This window comes from Parafrankia irregularis (genome assembly GCF_001536285.1).
GTDB classification, from domain to species: domain Bacteria; phylum Actinomycetota; class Actinomycetes; order Frankiales; family Frankiaceae; genus Parafrankia; species Parafrankia irregularis.
Map to the genome: position 1 here is coordinate 592685 of NZ_FAOZ01000001.1, position 18253 is coordinate 610937.

Here is an 18253-nt window from a genome sequence, read left to right on the forward strand (position 1 = left end):
CGGACGACCACCATCAGACACCATCGAACATCGGCCACCATCAGGCACAGGGTTCGCTGGGAGGCGGCATGCGCGCGGATGACCAGCGGGTCGGGCTCGCGGCGGAGGCGTTCAGCTTCGGCTATCCGATGGTCTGCGCGGTTCGGCAGATCATCCGTGCCGCCGAGGAGGGCATCGGGCCGATCAGACCGGTCGGTTTCAACACGTTCGCCCACCAGACCGACCCGCCGGGGCCTCTCTCGCCGTTCCTGAACGTGAACCCCGACGTCCTGTTCTCGATGGCCCAGGTGGATCTCGGCCCGGGCCCGGCGGTGCTGCGGGTCCCGCCGGCGCCGGGCAGGTATCACGTCCTCGCGTTCTACGACCCCTGGCTGAACGTGTTCGCCTATCTGGGCACCCGCACCGACACCAGGACCGGGGGCGGCAACGGCAACGGGCGGGGCCACGAGGTCCTGCTGGTCCCACCAGGCGGCGACGCCGATCTCGATGCGGATGCGGGTACGGGCTCGGGGAGCCGGCTTGTGATCGAGGCTCCCGCGCGGGTGTTCAGCATCGTCGCCAGGTTCGCCTTCCGTGGCCCGCAGGACCTGCCCGCTGTCCGCGCGCTTCAGGACCAGCTCACCCTGAGCCCGCTCGACCCGGACGCACGCCGACCGGAGGGGCCGCCGGACCGGTCCAAGCAGGTCTGCGACGACCTGCGGTTCTGGGAGGAGCTGCGCACCTGGATGCGCGCCTTCCCACCGCCGCCGATGGAAGGCGAGTACGCCCGCCGGTTCGAGGCGCTGGGCCTGCTCGCCGACCCGTCCCCCTACATAGATCCTGATCCGACGCTCGCCTGGTCGCTGCGCACCGGTCTGCGCACCGGTCGGGACGAGCTGGAGCGGCTGGCGGACGCCGGCCGGCGGACCAACCTGGGATGGGCCAGCACTCTGCACGAGGCCGACTACAACCTCGACCGGTTCGGCCCCGGCGTCCGCGACGACCGTGCCTGGGAGATTCCGGACCGCGCGCAGGCCCGCATCGCCCGGGCGCTGGCCGCCCGGCGCCCGCTGGGCATCGTCCACGCCTACGAGGAGACCGCCGCGCACTGTGCGGTGGACCTGGAAGGCCATCACCTCACCGGCGCGCACGACTACCGGCTACGCCTGCGGCCGCCGCCCGTGGACTCCTTCTGGACCCTCACCATGTACGACGAGCCCGACGGCTACCTCGTCGACAACCCGCTGGGCCGCTACTCGATCAGCAGCCTGGACGATCTCGTCCACGAGCCGGACGGGTCCATTCCCGTGCTGATCCAGAGCGAGCCCCCACGGCCGGAAGCACTGTCACAGTCGTCCTCTGTGCCGTCGGGGCCACAAGGACCTTCGGCCTCGGCGCTGAGACCGGTGTCGACGCCCCGATCGACGTCCGCGGCGGGTGCTGCCGGGGCGGGTGCTGCCGGGACGGCGAACTGGCTGCCGGCGGCCGGCGGCGACTTCCGCCTGGTCCTGCGCATGTACTGCCCGGGCGAGGAGGTCCTGCGCGGCGCCTACTCACCACCGGCGATCCACCGGCTCGACTGACCACACCACCCTGCCCGGGGGCACCACGCACGGCTGCCGGGCGCCGTGGCGCCCCGAGAATGGTGCGTCGCCCTGGGGGCGTGCGTCACCCTCGGGGTGCGTCCCGACCGGTCAGGGCAGCGTTATGCGTACCGGCAGCGTGCTACCGGTTCCGACCTCGTCGATCTGGGCGCTCGGCGCGAGCACGGCGATGTCCGCGCCCTGCTCGACCAGGACTGGGAGCACCTGGCGGTCGACGGTCCGGGCCCGGCCTCCCGAGGCCGGTGTCGCCAGCAGGGACACGGTGATGGACGCCCCGGCACCGGGCACCGTGCTGATCCGCGGCCTGCCGAGCGGGCTGCCGGCCTCGCGCCCGGTGGGGGATCCGCGGGTGCGCGCACCGTCGTGGCTGACCGCGTCGGTGACATCGTCGGCATCAAGCCCGTCCGCGTCGACGGTGAGCCGCGCGGCGGACTGCCCGGTGACGGGCACCGGGTAGGACAGCCTGGTTCCGCCGGCCTCGAACACCAGCTGTGCCGCCCGGCTTCCGGCGGGAGCCGCGCCGACACTCACCTCGACGTCGACGGTGCGGCCCGTCGCGAGGGTGAGCGCGTCGACCCGGGACCGTGTCGGCGACTGGGGCGAACGGTTGTAGGCGGCCGGCATCCGCAGCAGGTAGGGGGTTCGGTCGGGGTGATCGGCCACGACCTTCAGGTCCGCGACTCCACGCGAGACGGCGAACAGCAGGTCACCGTCGCCGTCCGCACCGTCTAGATCCGGGCCGTTCGCGGTTACGGCACTGGGATGGCCCAGGTAGGCCGGGGTGGCCGAGACCAGCACCAGGGACCGGTCGGGCAGCGAGCGCAGCATGCCGGCGAGCTCCCGGTCGTGCCCGGTCATCGTCGCGTTCGCGTCGACCGCGCCAACCAGGATGAACGTCGTGAGGCCGACGACGCCCGCGGTTCCCACCCCGGTGAGGCCCCGCGCGACCCGGCGCCGGGACCAGGTGGCCAGGTCGACGACTCCGCGGGCACCGAGATGCACCAGCCCGATCATGACCGGCATCAGGTAGAAGGGCCCGACGTACCGGATCCCGCCCCACAGCTCCGCCGCGTTCCAGGCCCCCCAGAAGCCGAGGTAGCCGATCAGGAACAGCACCGACCCGAGGCCCAGCAGGTAACCCGGTGCGTCCAGCCGGCGGCGGGCCACCGTGACGATCGCGGCGACCACCAGGAGAACACCGCCGCAGGCCCAGCCCCCGAGCAGCCACAGATGATCACCCACGGACGCCAGCCCGTCGCCGAGGCCGAAGTCGTGCCCGCCATCCGACGGGTACAGCCGGCGCCAGCCGAACCCAAGCTTGTCGTCGGGTTCAAGCAGCGCGAACGGCAGCCTGAACGGGCTTCCCGTGGCGGCGGTGTTGAAGGCCAGCAGGAGCCCTGCCGGCAGGGCCAGCCCCGCCGCCGCCCAGCTCAGCGCCCACCCGAGCCGGGCGTCCCGGCGAACCTTCACCAACGCCCAGACCACCACCGGGGCGAGCACCAGCGCCACGTCGTAGGGACGCACCGCCACGGCCACCCCGGCGGCGAGCCCCGCGCCGGCGAGTGCCACCCCGCCGCCCCGCCGGCCCCTGCCACGCAGGCCCCGCAGCAGGCCGAGCAGGGTCAGTTCCAGCAGGACCAGCACCGGTAGGTAGCTCAGCACCAGCGCGCTCTGCACGATCATCAGCGGGGAGAACGCCAGCAGGGTCGCCGCGAGCGCCGCGACCCGTCGATCACCCGACAGCTCGACGCCGAACAGGTACGTGACGACCACCGCGGCCGCCGCGACCAGCGCCAGCACCGGCGAAATGCTGCCCGTCAGCAGCAGGCCGAGCGCGAAGAGCCCGGGGACGAACGGCGTGTACTTGAGGACGTAGTGACCGTCGGACACGGCGGCCAGCCAGGGCGCGTAGGACGCCGCCGGGTCGGGCGCCGCGGGGAACAGGTGCCCGCCGGCCATCGCCCGGGCCTGGGTGAGGTAGATGACCTCGTCGTTGTTGATCGACAGGTAGGGGAACAGGTTGTGCCGGAGCACGACCGCGGCGGTCGCGCTGAGCACCGCGAGCACGGCCACGTAACGACCTGGCGCGCTGATCTCACGGGCCCGCCGCCACAGCCGGTCGAACGACAGCCCGGCCGCCCCGGTGGGAGCCGGCGGCGGCACCGGGCCGCCCGTCTCCTGCCGGGGGACCGCGGCGCCCGGCTGCCCGGACGGTTCGTCCAGCGCCGGGCCCGCTCCGCCACGGGGTTCGTTCGCCCTGCTCACCCTCGGCACGGTACCGAGCGGAACATGCCCCGATGCCGCAGGTGGGCCTATCGGTAACAGCATGTCGGTGGCCTCACACAGCCCGCGACCACTGCGACCGCCCCGCCGCTGCCGCTCGCCGGGCGCCGTGCCGACCGACATCACCGCGGATCGGGCCACGACCAGCCCGCGGCGCCCCCCGGCCCCCGCAGGCGGTGCTCCCCCACGACATCGGCAAGCCCGAAACCCGCCGCCCCCAACCGGCCGGTCACGCCGCGGGAAGGCGCAGACGTCCTCCGGCTGGACACCCGGTGCCCGGCGGTCCGCCGCCCCTCGATCAGAGGCGGCGGAGAGGAGACCACCCGCTCGCCCTGATCCGTCGGCGAGGCCGTGCCATCGGCGAGGCCGTGCCCCGTGCCGCCCACGACAGCCTGCTCGGCCCCGATCACTCGCTCGAGATGGACCTGGCCGGCCTGGCCCTGCTCCGCCGCAAGACCATGCCCTGCCGACTGCCCCGACGGATCCGCCAGGGCCGCAGAGCTCGTCTGGGCGGCCCCGCCACCCGCCGCGCCGCCGGAGCCGGCAGCACCACCAGAACCAGCGTCGTGGTGGACGGCGTCAGCCGCGCCGGGATCGCCGGGATCGGCGGCATCCTCCGCATCGAACGCGACGTCCTCGTGACCGAACGGATCCCCCTGGGCCGCCCCGGGATCAGCCAGCGGGTCGGGGTAGCCCGACGACGTGGCGAGCGAATCCGTGGGCCCGGGCGATGAGCGTGCCACCCTGCGCACCTCGACAGGCCGCCATGTCAGCTCCGCCGCGACCGCTTCGGCATCGACCTCGTAGCTGACCCGACGGTCACCGTCCTGCGTCTCGTAGTTGTTCTGGCGCAGGCGGCCGACGACCAGCACCCGGTCGCCCCGGGAGAGACTCGCCGCCACGTTCTCTGCGAGCTGACGCCAGCAGGACACCCGCATGTAGAGCGTGTTCCCGTCGACGAAACGCTGCTCGGCACGGTCATAGCGACGCGGCGTGGACGCCACGCGGAAACCGCAGACGGAGACCCCGCTCGCGGTGATCCGCAGGACCGGGTTCTCGACCAGATTGCCGATCATCGTGATCTCGGTGTCAGGCATGGAGCACTCCTCGGAGAGCATCTCGGGGGCAGGGAGACGACTCGGTGACCGCTGGCCAGCCCATCCGCCACCCGTGCGCCGCACGTGAGGCGGATGGAGGTCCGCAGCCACGCCACGACTCTGCGCCACCGACTCCGAGTTGGGAACAACTTCTTCGCTCACTGTGGATAACTGCGTGCTGTCCACAGGACGGCGACCCGACTGGTCTGCGCCGCATCCGTCCGCGATGCTCGAACCTGTCGCCACCCGCCGCGCCACACGACGCACCAACCAGGAACGCGGCCGCAGCTGAGGCCAAGCGCCGTGAGCGCTCAGCACGCACGAACGCGGGAACATCGAGCGTGCGTGCCAAAGTTGCTCCCAGACGGGCTGACGCTCCGCAGCAGACCCCCGCGCCTACAAAGAATGGGACGGTATGTCGACACAAGCGGCAAGCTCCGACGTGAACGCGGCGGCGAGCGGAACCTTCCAGCTCGGCGGCGACCTGCCGGTCAACCGGCTCGGCTTCGGCGCGATGCGGATCACCGGCCCAGGCGTCTGGGGCCCGCCTGCCAACCACGACGAGGCCATCGCCGTGCTGCGGCGCTCCGTGGAGCTCGGCGTGAACTTCATCGACACGGCCGACTCGTACGGGCCGGAGATCAGCGAGGACCTGATCGCCGAGGCCCTGTACCCCTACCCCGCAGATCTCGTCATCGCGACGAAGGGCGGCTTCACCCGGCAGGGCCCGAACAAGTGGACCGCGGTCGGGCGCGCCGAGTACCTCCGCCAGCAGGTCGAGATGTCACTGCGCCGACTCAGGCTCGAGCGGATCGACCTGTACCAGCTCCACCGCATCGACCCCAAGACTCCCGTCGAGGAGTCGCTCGGTGAGCTGCGTGCCCTCCAGCAGGAGGGGAAGATCCGCCACATCGGTCTCTCCGAGGTCAGCGTCGCCGAGCTGGAGCACAGCCGGACCCTCGCCGACATCGTCAGCGTCCAGAACCGCTACAACCTCGCCGACCGCGCCTCCGAGGACGTCCTCGACTACGCCACCCGCGAGAACATCGGCTTCATCCCCTGGTTCCCGATCGCGACCGGCACCCTCGCGCGCCCGGGCGGAATCCTCGACGAGGCCTCGAAGCGCCACGGCGGCAAGCCCTCCCAGCTCGCGCTGGCCTGGCTGCTGCGCCGCTCCCCCGTGATGCTGCCCATCCCCGGCACGTCCTCGGTGGCCCACCTGGAGGAGAACGTCGCCGCCGCCGGCGTCACCCTCACCGACGACGAGTACGAGGACCTCGCCAAAGCGGCCGGCTGACAGCCAGTTCCTCACCGCGGGCCCTCGTGGCCTGTGGGTGGATGCGGATCGGGCATCCACCCACCGGCCGCCCGCGCAACCCCCGGCACATGCGGCAGTATGTGGGACGGCGGCCCCACCCTGCGGCGACACGGCCACCACCCACGACAGACCGGGGGCCGATTGCGACATCAGATGACGTGAGGTGGACACTGTCCATCCCACCCGGGATCCGTCCGCGGACCCCACAATGGAGTAGCGCGCCCGTAGCTCAGCGGATAGAGCGAGTGCCTTCTAAGCACTGGGTCGCAGGTTCGATCCCTGCCGGGCGCACAAACCCCTGTGCCACAGCGCTTTTCGCCTCGGCGGGCCATCGCGGCCAGCCCCGCGACGGCGCAGGGAGCTGGTAATTGTCCGCATCCGGCGGCGCCCGCAGCGAACCCGCACGATCGAACGAGACAGCAACGAACCCGGACGTCTCCGCCTGCACCTGGCAGCGCCGAGCGCGGAACACATGCCGTAGCGCCTCAGCCTGTTCCGCCCACTGCTCCGGAGTCTGGCCCGGCAGCAGCTCCACCCGCAGCACGTCCACCGAGCGCGACGAACGGATCTTGCGGATCCGCGGGAAGTACTCGTCGAAGTTCACCTGATCACCGGTCGACGTCGGCATGCGGATCGCCAGGTCGGTGTGCACCATCGCCGGCTTCCACCGCCACCGGTAGACGAACGTCAGCCGAGCCCGACCCCACAGCCACCAGAGCACCGGCCCGCATGACCGCGGATGCACCTGCCACCACGCGACCGCCACGAGGACCAGCACCGCGACGAGCGCGGCCAGGCCGACGAGCCCGACCCGGTGCACGACCAGGAACAGGCCGACCACGGATGTCACGCCGACGCGATGGCGCCAGCAGCCCCGCAGCGCCAGCCACAGCACCTTGCCGGCCACCGCCAACAGCAGCATCCACGCCGGCACGCGTACCTTGTCGGCCCGCGAGGGAACCCGCAGGAAACGTTGGTCACCGTTAATTCTGGACATGGCAATACCACCTGTTTCCGAGCGCACGAAATACAGACCGATGAGATTGACGAAAGAAAGGGGAGCCGAAGAACAGGAAAGCTAGGCTGCGCGCGGCGCGGTCACATCGTCAGCCGCCGCGGCATCCGCCGCTTCCTGCGATTCGAACTGGTACTTCTCGTAAGCGATCAGGTAGTCGTTGACCGCCGCGAGCAGCTTGTATGCGAAGTCGATGTGCCCGGCGTCCGGAGCGTCCCCCCGAGCCGCGATGCTCATGCTCACGTTTCCCGCGTCGACGACGAGGATCGGTGGCCGGTGAGGGTAGGTGTGGCAGAGCACGGACCAGTCCGCGCCGACGAGCAGCCCGAGCGTCGTGTACGACTGCTTTGGCTCGCCGCTCACGCCGCCGCCCCCGTCCGACGCATCGGGCCGATAGCCCGCAGGCTGACCGCACGCAGGGCGTATCCCTGCTTGGGGAACTTCCCGTTGGTGTCGACCCACGGCGTGATCGTCAGCCCCTCGAACAGCACCGGCCGGAACGGCGTGCCCGGCATCGCTTCCGGCAGGACCGGCTGTACCGCGGCGGCAACCTTCACCTTCAGCTCCGCCTGCCGGGCCGCCGGATCGGGGTCCAGCACGCGCACCGCCCAGACCCGTTCGCCGGTGTTCGGGTCGCGTTCCTGCGGGTCGGGAGCGTTCGCCTTCACCTTCTCGTAGTCGTTCGCCGCCTCCACCCCGAGGACGAATGCCCCTGCGGGGAACACGTCCTCGAAACGCACCGGAATGCGTCGCGGTACCGCCATGGTTCGTCTACCTCCGTAGGGTCAGCCCCGCCGCCGGTACTCCGGCCACTGTCGGGCAACACCTACTCTGAACCGCTCACGAACCGATCGCCAAGCGCTTTCGTATCTATGTATACGGACTGCGGATGGAAATTATCCGGTCACCGTCTCGAATACACACCCACGACAACGATATCTTTGTCAGGTGACAAACACACGGGGGGTTCCGCCGTACACGGCACGAGGCAAAGTCGAGGGTGAGGACTGGCAGGCAGTCGCCGACGCCCTCAACGAGAGGATGAGCCAGAAGCGGATGGGTCAGCAAGCGCTCGCCACCGCATCGGGCGTGTCCGTCGCGACGCTTCGCCAGCTCCAACGCGGAGCCCACGGCCGCCGGGTCCAGGACGTCACGCTCACCGCCGTAGCCCGAGCCCTGGACTGGCCGGACGACCACCTGGTCCACGTTCTCGTTCGCGGCGAGAAGCCCGAGGAGGCGACGTCAGGCCGCCGTACGGCCCGCGGAGGGTCGGGAGCGGGCACCGACCGGCAGATCCTCGCCGTCTTGCTGCGGATCGAACATCGTCTCGCCGACCTCTCGGAACGCATCGCACCCACCGGACCGCCCCAGTCCTGACCGCGCCCGCGGTAACGACAACGGGCCGACCCCGGCGGAGTGGTTCCCGCCCGAGCCGGCCCATCCAGGTCCGGAACAGCAACGATCAGCCGGACGTCCTGACCGCCGGCACTCCGATCACGTCGAGCACGGTCCGGCGGACCGCTTCGAACGCCTCCACCTGCCCGGCCCGGAAGGCAGCCCGCTCCCCGCGAGTCATCCACCGTGAGTCGGGCCGGGTCGGGCCCAGAGTGAGCGCCATCCGCACCGCCGCTCCCCCACACTCCCGCCGCGACGGACCCGGATCGCTGTTCCCGAGCACCGCACGGTCACCGGCTGGTGCCCGGTAGACGACCACCACATCGACATCGCCGAACGATTCGGAGAACTCCAACCCGCCCGGCATCCGGGCCGCCGCCCGCACGAGGTCCCCCGGAGCCGAGCCCGGTTGTACGACGACCGCCCACTCGTCCAGGCCCCACGGCATCATCACGGCCGCCGGCAGTTCCTCGCCCGCGGCATCCGGATCGCCGACGTCCGCCGGGACCGGAGGAAGGAACGGGCCCGACCTGTCCGCCGAGGTCACGGCCACCGCCGACGGTCCGCGAAGCGGGACGCCAGGTCGTCGAATCTCGTCAGGTCGACCGCCTGTGGCCGCAGGTCGTGGACGAAGAACCGGAGCGGGGTCACCTGGTAGTCGTGCCAGCCGTGTTCGATGGCGAACAGGTCCGCCGCGGTTGGTTCGTTGAAGGTGATGACCGTGTCCTGCACCCGGCGATCCCCGCCGGCTTCGAAGCGGACGACCCCGAACAGCACCGGACCCGGCTCACCCCCGCCCCCGCTCCCCTTGTCGAACATCACGATCCGTCCTCCAATGGTCGGTGGTGTGCGACGAAGCGCCGGAGTCGACCTGCAACGGGTGTTCGTGATGCAGCGGAACCGGCGCCCGCCCACCGTCCAACCGGACGCCCGGTGACGTAAGGCCGCCAGGCGTATACACCGAGACTTCCGATCTATACGGAGACCGGATATGCTCTGCGCGCCCGATCAAGTACCGACGGTCCTGTACCTACCGTCCGGAGGCCGCCATGGTGTCCGTCCGCCGCCCGTTACCCCAGCCCCCGCCGGGACTCTGGGAGCGGCCCGAGATGACCGACGCACTCGCCCGCCGCGACATCGGCGCCGTCTTCAAGATCTACCGCCAGTGGACCGGTGCGACCCAGACCCAGATCGCCGCCGTCTGCGGACTCCCGCAGTCCCACGTCAGCGACATCATGAACGGCCGCCGCCAGGTCACGACCCTGGAGATCTTCGAACGGATCGCCGACGGCATCGACCTCCCCCGCGGACGTATCGGCCTTGCCGAAAAACCGGGCACCGTTCCCGAGCCCCGCAGCGAGCCCGGATCACCAGCCGCGGACGTGCCAAGCGAGATCGTGCGCGTCTACCCCACCCGCGCCGCCGTCCCCGGCGACCTCTGGCGGACGTTGTTCGCCGGCGCGCGCCACCAGGTCGACGTCCTGGTGATCGCCGGGCTGTTTCTCCCCGACGGACACGCCGACTTCACCACCGTTCTCCGCCGCAAAGGCGCCGAAGGCGTGCCCATCCGCTACGCACTCGGAGACCCGGACTCCCCCGCCGTCGCCCTGCGAGGGGACGAGGAAGGCATCGGCGACGGTCTCGCCGCCCGGACCCGGATCACCCTCACCTACCTGGCATCGTTGCGCGACGCCCCGGGCATCGAGCTCCGGCTACACGCGAGCACGCTCTACAACTCCATCTACCGTTTCGACGGCGCCATGCTGGTGAACACCCACGTCTACGGCGCCCCCGCCGCGCACTCCCCCGTCATGCACCTACGCGCCCAGCCCGGCGGACTGTTCGACCACTACGCCGCCAGCTTCGAGCGCGTCTGGGCCACCACCGAAGGAGCCTGACCCCCTTGGCACGGATCGACTACTTCAACGACCCGAACGCCCCCAAGGCCAACAGCGTCGTCCCCTCCGTGACCGCCGTCGTCACCGACGAGGCCGGACGGATTCTCCTGGTCCACAAGACCGACAACAACCTGTGGGCCCTGCCCGGCGGCGGCATGGACCTCGGCGAATCCATCACCTACGCCGCCGTCCGCGAGACCAAGGAAGAGACCGGCATCGACATCGAAGTCACCGGACTCATCGGGGTCTACACCAACCCCCGGCACGTCCTGGCCTACGACGACGGCGAGGTCCGCCAGCAGTTCTCACTCTGCTTCACCACCCGCAATCTCGGCGGCCAGCTACGCACCTCCAGCGAGACCAAGGAGGTCAAATTCGTCGCGCCCGAGGATCTGGACGCGCTGAACATCCATCCGTCGATGCGACTTCGCATCGATCACTACTTGGAGAACCGGGCCACGCCCTACCTCGGCTGAACCACCGCAAGCCGCGCCGTCGTGCGCTCCACGGTCGCTTGCAGCTCCGGCCACGCCCGGGTGACCGACCGGTGGACGATCGATCCGTCGCCGTAGCGGGACAGGATCTCCGCGATCCGTTCATCGAAGGTGAAGCGTTGGCCCTGTGGGCCCGTCGTCATGTCCGCGGCGCACAGCGCGTCCATCACCGGCGACACCTCCAGCTCCCACGCGGACAGCTCCGCCGTCAGCCCCCGTTCCTCGGCTTCATACCGGGCACAGGAGTGGTGCGCGACCAAGGCGCACAGCCGCTTAGGAGCTTCCTGGGATTCGAGGAACCGGGCCCCGTCCACGGGGTGGAACCGTAGGTGCCCGATCGACGGGGCGTACCCGATGTCATGCAGCCAGGCCGCCGCCACGAGCAGGTCACGCTCCTCCGGATCAACGGCTGCGGACACTTCCCGGGCAGCCGCAGCCACAGCCTGCACATGCCGCCACCGATCCCCCAACGGGGTCAGCAGTTCGCTCGCCAACCGCTCAGCAACCGCTACCTCCACCCGATCACGGTACGGCGAGCACCACCGGCCCGTCAGCGAGAGCCCGAGACTGCCGAAATGCTCGTTTTATGATCAAGACACAGGCTCAGGGCGGCTCGCGCCGCGCGACGGCTGCGCGTGGCCGCAAGCGGCCATGCTCGCCGGCGCATCGCGATCTTCGGCAGGCGAACATCTGCGCGCTGACGGGGCTGCTCGTGCCACGCGTGCGGCAGAGAGTAGTTTATGAGCGGTCGAAGCAGGTCTGGGGGGATTCGTGAGTGACGCTGTTGACGCCGCGCTTGCCCGGCGGACTGATCTTGACCAGTTCGGAACGGCCAAGAGGCTCTTATTCGCAGTACAACTGTCCTTGCGGATCGAGGATATACACGCAGTTGCGACCGAGGCTCTGACGGACGGCCCCGACGATAAATCATGCGACTTCATTCTGGTCGACCCCGGGGAACGGTCGGTAGTAATCGCTCAGGGGTATGAGTCGACAAGCACACGACGACAAGAGGCGCCTCAGTCCAAAGCGGGGAGTCTCCATCAGGCTATTAGCTGGCTTTTTGGGGCACGTCAAGCAAGTGAGGTACCTGAACGGCTCCGAGGCGCATGGCAAGAACTTCACGATGCACTAGGTGACGGACAGATCGACCAGATAGCAATATGGTTCGTTCACAATTTGGAAGAATCGCAGAATGTGAAGAGCGAGTTGGAGGCTGTCCAAAAAACTGCCTATCAACTCGTCCGCGGAAGATACACACATGATCTTACGGTCATAGCGGAAGAGCTGGGCCGAAACACCCTCCTTAATCGTTACGAGGGGTCAAGGACGCCAATCCTCGTCTCGGACGAATTCGTTATACCCGTGTCCGGGTTTTTCATCGAAGGTGGAGATAACTGGACGGCGCTGTGTACAAGCATCTCTGCGGCATGGCTACAGCAGCAGTTCATGCGTTACGGTGCGCGCATATTCTCCGCTAATGTTCGAGGATATCTTGGCAGCATACGCTCCGAAAATAATATCAATAACGGCATACAGAATACACTTCGCGAACACCCGGAGAAGTTCTGGGCCTACAATAACGGTATCACCGCGCTCGTGCACCGATTCTCCGGGAACCCGGACAGCGGGAGCATCAGAGTGCACGGAATGGCGATCGTTAATGGCGCCCAGACGACCGGATCTATTGGATCTGCGGACGGACATTCCGCCGTCTCGAGCCGCCTCCTTGCGCGCTTTATTGAATGCAGCGACGCGGATACGGTACGCGAGATCATTCGCTACAATAATCGCCAGAACCCGACGCTTTCTTCCGATTTTAGAAGTAACGACAGAATTCAAACGAAACTGGTTCGAGAATTCGCCGAGCTCGGTGTAGCAGGATACAACGGTGGGCGGCGGGGAGGAGCGGATGACGTCATTCGCCGTCCGGGTGAGAACCAGTTGGCTGCCGACGTTGCTGCCCAGGCACTTGCAGCTTTCCACGGGCGCCCCGATGTTTCCTACCATGAAAAGAGTAAGATTTGGGAAGATTCCGCAATCTATGGGTCAGTCTTCCCTGAGAGAACCACGGCGCGCCATGTTTTGTTCGTCTACAGCCTCCTGAAGGCGGTCGAGCGGAAGAAATTGCTGCTTGGCGGGAAGTCGTCCTCGAGTCAGACGGAAGAGGACAACGAACTCATCGAATGGTTTAAACTCCGAGGTTCCACTCAGCTCGCTGTCGCCGCGATCGGGGCAACGAGTGAGATTCTTCTCGGTGTAGCGATCCCGGATCGTTACACTATGCGTTTCAAGAAGGCATCTTCGGTGGGAGATGCTATAGAGGTCTGGACACCGGTCGTTACCGCGATGCTGGCGCTGGCACCGAATCAACTGTCTGCACCTCTCGAGGGCGCCGGAGGTCTACGGCGTCGCGATGTAGTACGAACCACGATAGCTACATTTCGTGGCCTGATTAGCGCTACGAGTAAAGTCAACGCTCCTATCTATTCCGCATTCTCGCAGGCCGTTGAGATCTAATGCGTTTTCCGCCTATCTGTCGCAGAGTGCACGCTTGTAACGGACGGCAGCCGAGCCCACGAATACCAGCGGCCGGTCACGGACCTCGACGGACGAGGTCGAGCCCGTGACCGGCACCGCGGCACCGCGGCACCCGGCGGAAGAACCACAAATAGTCTCTTTTTAATTCGCAGGTCGATAACTGCAGTTCACACATCACCAAAGAAGCTGTGGTCAATGGTGATCTTCTCGCGCTTGACGATCTCAACCTCTACGCCGAGGGTGTATTCTCGAAGGAGGTCACAAAGCCGATCTCCGTCGATAAGATCGATCGGCGGCGCGCCGTCGCGCGTGGCTTCTTTCTTCGCTGCAGCAGTGAAGGACCCAGTCGTGATCAGAAGACCTTTGTCTCCCCTGCCAGCCATCGCACCACGAAAGTCTCGGACGGCACTGGGAGCTACACTTCCCCTGTACCGCTTGCACTGGAAGAAAACCGGGAAGCTGACGAGCGAGATTCGGTAGATCCCTAGTCCGTCGATTCCACCATCGCCGCTGCCGCCAGTAACATTGACACTGATGAAACCAGCCTCTCGAAGAAGCCGTTGAGCAAGTCGCTCGAAGGCGTCGGGCGGCATCTTCATAATCGTTTCAAGAAGTTCGTCTTTCCAGGCGATTTCCTGGTCACCCTCGTCGTTCTCCGGTGCGACTCTCTCGCCTACGAGACTCAACCGCTTTTCAGCCAGCTTACGCGCCACCTTTTTAGCGGCTTGAAACTGCTTGTCGCGCTTGACCTTAGAATGAATCTCAGGGATGTCGCTTTTATCGACAGACCGTCCGAGTTCCAGCAAGGTCCATACACCGCGGCTACTGTTGTCGACCAGGCCCATCATCTTCAAGTAGCTGCGCGCCCAGGCCAACCGATACTCAATCTCTGTCTGTGGCCCGTCTCCATGTAGCTGAGCTTGCTGCCCTGGATCGAATTCCTCGAACTCGATGACTCTTTCATTGATCTCCGAGATCGCGCCGGACCCGCCAAGATCCCGTAGTGCGCTGACCGTCGGCCAAAGCAACTGATCATAGGTAGGCACACTCATGTCAGGGCTTGCCACCCAGCCGCTCCCCTCCCGATCCTCCTTCGATTGGATCATAGGACATCGCGCGCCGCCCCCTTGGGGATATGCCTGCGCGAGTGAACCGGACGCCGCTGCGCTGCCCGAGGCAATGCGGGATAGCATTCCCGAGACATGCCTAGTGGTCGGGAGAGGTCACTCACCAGGCTGTACGGACGCTGGCAGACACCCACGGCGGCGCACGCCGATCTTGTGATCGAGCTGCTGCAACTCCCGCCGAGTGTAGCGACCGCTGCAGCAACAGCCACGGACGTCAGCGAACGGCGATGGACAGTGACGGATAGTGCGAGCAGGCCCGACCCCTTGTGCACCTGATGCTTGCCGTGCCTTCTAAGCACTGGGTCGCAGGTTCGATCCCTGCCGGGCGCACAAAACACCCGCCCTGACCTGCAGCTTTACATCTCAAGATCCGCCGCGCGGATGCCAGGAAGCGCTGCGCCACAAGGACGGGATCACGGCCCCGCAGGCGCACCCGCTGGAGCCCCGCATGCCCCGTGACCTGCAGGTTCAACCTAGAACCGACCATCCGGCCGACGCACAGCGCGCAGACACCTGATAACTTTCACACTTCTACCAACCGCAGAAGATCCTGGTGGGCGGAACGACCAGCGCTCCGACAGCACACCGCTCACAGCGTCGTAGCCCCGACAGGCCGCTGCCACGGGCCCGGCCCAACGCCGTACCAGCACGGTCTGACCCGGCCTGCCCCGGTGGCACACTGTCCGGGTGAGCAACGGGGGCGACACGCACAGCATCACCACCGGCGGTGACGGGTGGGACTTCTTCGTCTCCTACGCCCAGGCCGACCGGCCGTGGGCCGAGTGGATCGCCTGGACCCTGGAAAACACCGGCTACCGCGTCCTGGTTCAGGCGTGGGACTTCACCCCCGGCTCGAACTGGGTACGAGGCATGGACCAAGGCGTCGCCGCCGCAGCCCGCACGATCGCCGTCCTCTCCGCCGCCTACGCCCGCTCCGTCTACGGCGCCGCTGAATGGCACGCGGCATGGTCCGCCGATCCGACCGGCGCCAAGCGCAAGCTCCTCGTCGCACGCGTCGAGGACTGCTCTCGGCCCGGCTTGCTCGGCCAGGTCGTCTCCCTCGACCTGTTCGGCATCCCCCAGGACGCTGCCCGCGCGGACCTGCTACGCGCCGCCGACCTCGCCGTCTCCGGCGGACGAGCGAAACCCACCACCGCGCCCCCGTTCCCCACCAGCACACCGGCGGCACCGGGCCCGCCGCCGTTCCCCACCGTCCAGCCCAACGCAGGTGCGGGCACCACCAGCGCCCCCGCCGCCGGCGGCATTCACATCGGCGCCGTCACCGCACCCGACGGACAAGCCATCGGCGTCAACTACGGCCAGATCACCCAGAACCGGACCACCCCCGGACGATGACCCCCGACACCGCCACCCCCGACGGCCAGAACCAGCCCACGGTCGACCACGTCAGCGCGCCGAACGGGCAAGCCATCGGCATCAACTACGGGCAGGTCTGGCAGCAACGGTTCACCGGCCCGTTCGCCCTGCTCCGCGACGCCACCATCCCCCTCGACCCACTCCCCGGAGACCTCCGGCTCACCGACCCCACATGGCCAGACAACCCCGTCGCCCGATTCCGCGGACGCGCCAACCTCATCACCACCATCGACACCTACCTCCAACGCTGCGTCCAACAACGCCGCGGCGGCTACCTCCTCATCGAAGCCGAAGCAGGCATGGGCAAATCCGCCCTCGCCACCTACCTCGCCTACACCCGCACCTGGCCCGCACACTTCACCCGCCTCACCGAAGGACGCACCCCCGAAACCGCCAGACTCAACCTCGCCGCCCAACTCATCGCCCGCTGGAAACTCCACGACACCACCCCCGGCGGCATCCTTCCCGACAACGCTGCCACCCCGCGCTGGCTCTACCTCCGACTCTGCGACGCCGCCAGAAGCCGCGACAACGACCCAGACCAGAGAAACCAGCCCGTCGTTCTCCTTGTCGACGGACTCGACGAAGCACCACCCCCACCGTCCGGAGAACTCCCCCTCGGCCTCCCCACCGCCCTACCCCCCGGCACGATCATCGTCGCCACCACCCGGCCCAGAACCCTCACAATCCCCACCGGGGCCCGGGTCATCGAACGCATCGACGTCGAAAGCACCTCGAACCGCCAAGACCTTTTCGACTATCTCACCGCCCTCAGCACCACCGACCCCCAGATCGTCGACGCCATCCGCCACACCAGGATGTCCGCCGGCCGGTTCTGCCGCACCCTGCTCGACCGCTCTGGCGGAGTATGGATCTACGCCCTCACCGTCCTCGACCAAATTCGTGACCACAACCGCAACCCCGCCGATGTTCACCGGCTCCCCCACGGACTCGCCGGCTACTACGCCGACAATCTCCACCGCTGGCAGAACGAACTCGGCAACACCACATGGCAGACCCACGGCCTCCCCGTCCTCGCCACCCTCACCGCCATCCGCGAACCCCAAACCGCCGCTACCATCGCCACCTGGGCCGACGTCCCCGAACCCGACACCCGTCAGCTCCTCCGCGGCATCTTTCGACCCTTCCTCGCCACCCGCCGCGGAACCACCTCCCGTGACGACCTCTACCTACCCCGCCACCAGAGCCTGAGCGACTTCACCACCGGCACCACCCTCGCCACCAGCGACGACGACATCCTCCGTGACCTCGCCGACACTCTCACTACCGCAACCCTCGCCGCACACCAGCGCATCACCACCGCCCTCATACCGCCCGGCCCACCCGACCAGCGCACCTGGCACAACATCAGCGACTACGCCCGTACCCACCTGGCCGAGCATGCCGCCCACGCCGGCGCCCTCGACCAGCTCGTCAATAAACCCGGTTTCCTCCTCACCTGCCACACCAGCAGCATCCTCAGCCACCGCCACCGCCCCACCACACCAGCTGGTGCTGCCGCGATTAATGCCTACCGGCTGTTCCTCAGCAACAGCCACCACGATCTCAATGACCCCCACGACTCCGACGACCAACGTCTCTGGTCACTCCACATCTGGGCGCGAAAGGCACGTGCGACGGCCCTCGGCGACGTCGCCGGACGATGCGCCAACCGACCCTGGACCATCCAGACTGCCATCTGGAACAGCAGCCCCCACCACACCCGCACCCACCACACCGGCACGGTGAACGCCCTGACCGTCCTACCTAGACCCGACGGCACCACCCTGCTCGCCATCGCCAGCAGCGACCGCATGGCGCGGCTGTGGAACACCACCACCGGCAAACCCGCAGGCGAGCCCATCACCGGCCACACCGGCCCGGTAACTGCTCTCGCAGTCCTACCTCTGGACCCCGACGGCACCACCCTGCTCGCCACCGCCAGCTGGGACGGCACCGTGCGGCTGTGGAACACCACCAGCGGCACCACCATCGGCCAACTCCTCATCGAGCACTCCGACTGGGTAAATGCCCTCGCCGTTTTACCTGGACCCGACGGCACCACCCTGCTCGCCACCGCCAGCCACGACCGCACGGTGCGACTGTGGAACACCACCACCGGCCA

General features: G+C 67.9%; 16 protein-coding genes, 1 tRNA gene and 1 pseudogene. 9 read left to right on the forward strand and 9 right to left on the reverse strand.

What is annotated here, in order from left to right; all coding sequences use genetic code 11:
- Window positions 1-68: 68 nt before the first annotated feature.
- Window positions 69-1562, forward strand: coding sequence for a DUF1254 domain-containing protein (locus tag AWX74_RS02385; protein ID WP_091271012.1), 1494 nt, complete (start codon window positions 69-71; stop codon window positions 1560-1562).
- A gap of 111 nt (window positions 1563-1673) precedes the next feature.
- Here AWX74_RS02385 and AWX74_RS02390 read toward each other — a convergent pair whose 3' ends face one another.
- Both AWX74_RS02390 and ssb read right to left on the reverse strand, forming a co-directional pair.
- The gene (locus tag AWX74_RS02390) at window positions 1674-3911 is read right to left on the reverse strand and encodes a DUF7846 domain-containing protein (RefSeq protein WP_091271171.1); all 2238 of its coding nucleotides are present in this window, start codon (window positions 3909-3911) and stop codon (window positions 1674-1676) included.
- A gap of 77 nt (window positions 3912-3988) precedes the next feature.
- Window positions 3989-4963 carry a single-stranded DNA-binding protein gene (ssb, locus tag AWX74_RS02395; protein ID WP_091271014.1) on the reverse strand — a complete coding sequence of 325 codons (975 nt, stop codon included), beginning with the start codon at window positions 4961-4963 and terminating at the stop codon, window positions 3989-3991.
- Between the two features lie 415 nt (window positions 4964-5378).
- Between ssb and AWX74_RS02400 the strand changes: the two genes are divergently transcribed.
- Both AWX74_RS02400 and AWX74_RS02405 read left to right on the forward strand, forming a co-directional pair.
- The gene (locus AWX74_RS02400; protein WP_091271016.1) at window positions 5379-6260 is read left to right on the forward strand and encodes an aldo/keto reductase; all 882 of its coding nucleotides are present in this window, start codon (window positions 5379-5381) and stop codon (window positions 6258-6260) included.
- Window positions 6261-6499: 239 nt separating this feature from the next.
- A tRNA-Arg gene (locus AWX74_RS02405) sits at window positions 6500-6572 on the forward strand.
- 49 nt (window positions 6573-6621) lie between these two features.
- On the opposite strand, the pseudogene AWX74_RS41085 reads toward AWX74_RS02405, so the two are convergent.
- From AWX74_RS41085 to AWX74_RS02420, 3 genes and pseudogenes are all read right to left on the reverse strand, one after another.
- Window positions 6622-7278: pseudogene (locus tag AWX74_RS41085) on the reverse strand (FtsK/SpoIIIE domain-containing protein); the annotation flags it as partial.
- 81 nt (window positions 7279-7359) lie between these two features.
- On the reverse strand, window positions 7360-7659 hold the full coding sequence (locus tag AWX74_RS02415) for a hypothetical protein (protein WP_091271018.1): 300 nt from the start codon (window positions 7657-7659) through the stop codon (window positions 7360-7362).
- Window positions 7656-8060 carry a plasmid replication, integration and excision activator gene (locus AWX74_RS02420; RefSeq protein WP_091271020.1) on the reverse strand — a complete coding sequence of 135 codons (405 nt, stop codon included), beginning with the start codon at window positions 8058-8060 and terminating at the stop codon, window positions 7656-7658. Before AWX74_RS02420 ends, AWX74_RS02415 begins: the two co-directional genes overlap by 4 nt.
- Window positions 8061-8244: 184 nt before the next feature.
- Here AWX74_RS02420 and AWX74_RS02425 point away from each other — a divergent pair, with 184 nt between their 5' ends.
- Window positions 8245-8673 (forward strand): helix-turn-helix domain-containing protein, encoded by a 429-nt coding sequence (locus AWX74_RS02425; RefSeq protein WP_091271022.1) that lies wholly within the window; start codon window positions 8245-8247, stop codon window positions 8671-8673.
- Between the two features lie 85 nt (window positions 8674-8758).
- Here the strand turns inward: AWX74_RS02425 and AWX74_RS02430 are convergent, their stop codons facing one another.
- Both AWX74_RS02430 and AWX74_RS02435 read right to left on the reverse strand, forming a co-directional pair.
- Window positions 8759-9244: a hypothetical protein gene (locus tag AWX74_RS02430; protein WP_242666033.1), complete on the reverse strand. Its 486-nt coding sequence runs from the start codon at window positions 9242-9244 to the stop codon at window positions 8759-8761.
- The gene (locus AWX74_RS02435) at window positions 9235-9510 is read right to left on the reverse strand and encodes a hypothetical protein (protein WP_091271024.1); all 276 of its coding nucleotides are present in this window, start codon (window positions 9508-9510) and stop codon (window positions 9235-9237) included. The genes AWX74_RS02430 and AWX74_RS02435 overlap by 10 nt, the downstream gene beginning before the upstream one ends.
- Window positions 9511-9800: 290 nt before the next feature.
- Between AWX74_RS02435 and AWX74_RS02440 the strand changes: the two genes are divergently transcribed.
- On the forward strand, window positions 9801-10589 hold the full coding sequence (locus AWX74_RS02440) for a helix-turn-helix domain-containing protein (protein WP_226931378.1): 789 nt from the start codon (window positions 9801-9803) through the stop codon (window positions 10587-10589).
- A gap of 5 nt (window positions 10590-10594) precedes the next feature.
- Window positions 10595-11065 (forward strand): NUDIX hydrolase, encoded by a 471-nt coding sequence (locus AWX74_RS02445; RefSeq protein ID WP_091271029.1) that lies wholly within the window; start codon window positions 10595-10597, stop codon window positions 11063-11065.
- Here the strand turns inward: AWX74_RS02445 and AWX74_RS02450 are convergent.
- Window positions 11053-11601, reverse strand: a complete 549-nt coding sequence (locus AWX74_RS02450; protein ID WP_091271031.1) for an HD domain-containing protein — start codon at window positions 11599-11601, stop codon at window positions 11053-11055. The two genes, AWX74_RS02445 and AWX74_RS02450, sit on opposite strands and share 13 nt — an antisense overlap.
- 253 nt (window positions 11602-11854) lie before the next feature.
- Between AWX74_RS02450 and AWX74_RS02455 the strand changes: the two genes are divergently transcribed.
- Complete coding sequence (locus AWX74_RS02455) at window positions 11855-13603, forward strand: AIPR family protein (protein ID WP_165615430.1); 1749 nt, start codon at window positions 11855-11857, stop codon at window positions 13601-13603.
- 188 nt (window positions 13604-13791) lie between these two features.
- On the opposite strand, the gene AWX74_RS02460 is transcribed toward AWX74_RS02455, so the two are convergent.
- A complete protein-coding gene (locus AWX74_RS02460) occupies window positions 13792-14691 on the reverse strand; it encodes a restriction endonuclease (protein ID WP_207550234.1) in 900 nt (299 codons plus the stop codon).
- A 747-nt stretch (window positions 14692-15438) separates the two neighbouring features.
- On the opposite strand from AWX74_RS02460, the gene AWX74_RS02465 reads away from it, so the two are divergent.
- Both AWX74_RS02465 and AWX74_RS02470 read left to right on the forward strand, forming a co-directional pair.
- Entirely contained in the window at window positions 15439-16107 is a 669-nt protein-coding gene (locus tag AWX74_RS02465; RefSeq protein WP_091271035.1) for a toll/interleukin-1 receptor domain-containing protein, read from the forward strand.
- The coding region (locus tag AWX74_RS02470; RefSeq protein WP_242666035.1) for an NACHT and WD repeat domain-containing protein at window positions 16104-18253 on the forward strand (2150 nt) is incomplete at its 3' end. The genes AWX74_RS02465 and AWX74_RS02470, both read left to right, overlap by 4 nt.

Bases quoted from the DNA above. Each gene is read 5' to 3' on its own strand.
- AWX74_RS02385 (WP_091271012.1), top strand. From the start codon at position 69: ATGCGCGCGGATGACCAGCGGGTCGGGCTCGCGGCGGAGGCGTTCAGC.
- AWX74_RS02390 (WP_091271171.1), bottom strand. From the start codon at position 3,911: ATGCTGTTACCGATAGGCCCACCTGCGGCATCGGGGCATGTTCCGCTC.
- ssb (WP_091271014.1), bottom strand. From the start codon at position 4,963: ATGCCTGACACCGAGATCACGATGATCGGCAATCTGGTCGAGAACCCG.
- AWX74_RS02400 (WP_091271016.1), top strand. From the start codon at position 5,379: ATGTCGACACAAGCGGCAAGCTCCGACGTGAACGCGGCGGCGAGCGGA.
- AWX74_RS02420 (WP_091271020.1), bottom strand. From the start codon at position 8,060: ATGGCGGTACCGCGACGCATTCCGGTGCGTTTCGAGGACGTGTTCCCC.
- AWX74_RS02435 (WP_091271024.1), bottom strand. From the start codon at position 9,510: ATGTTCGACAAGGGGAGCGGGGGCGGGGGTGAGCCGGGTCCGGTGCTG.
- AWX74_RS02440 (WP_226931378.1), top strand. From the start codon at position 9,801: ATGACCGACGCACTCGCCCGCCGCGACATCGGCGCCGTCTTCAAGATC.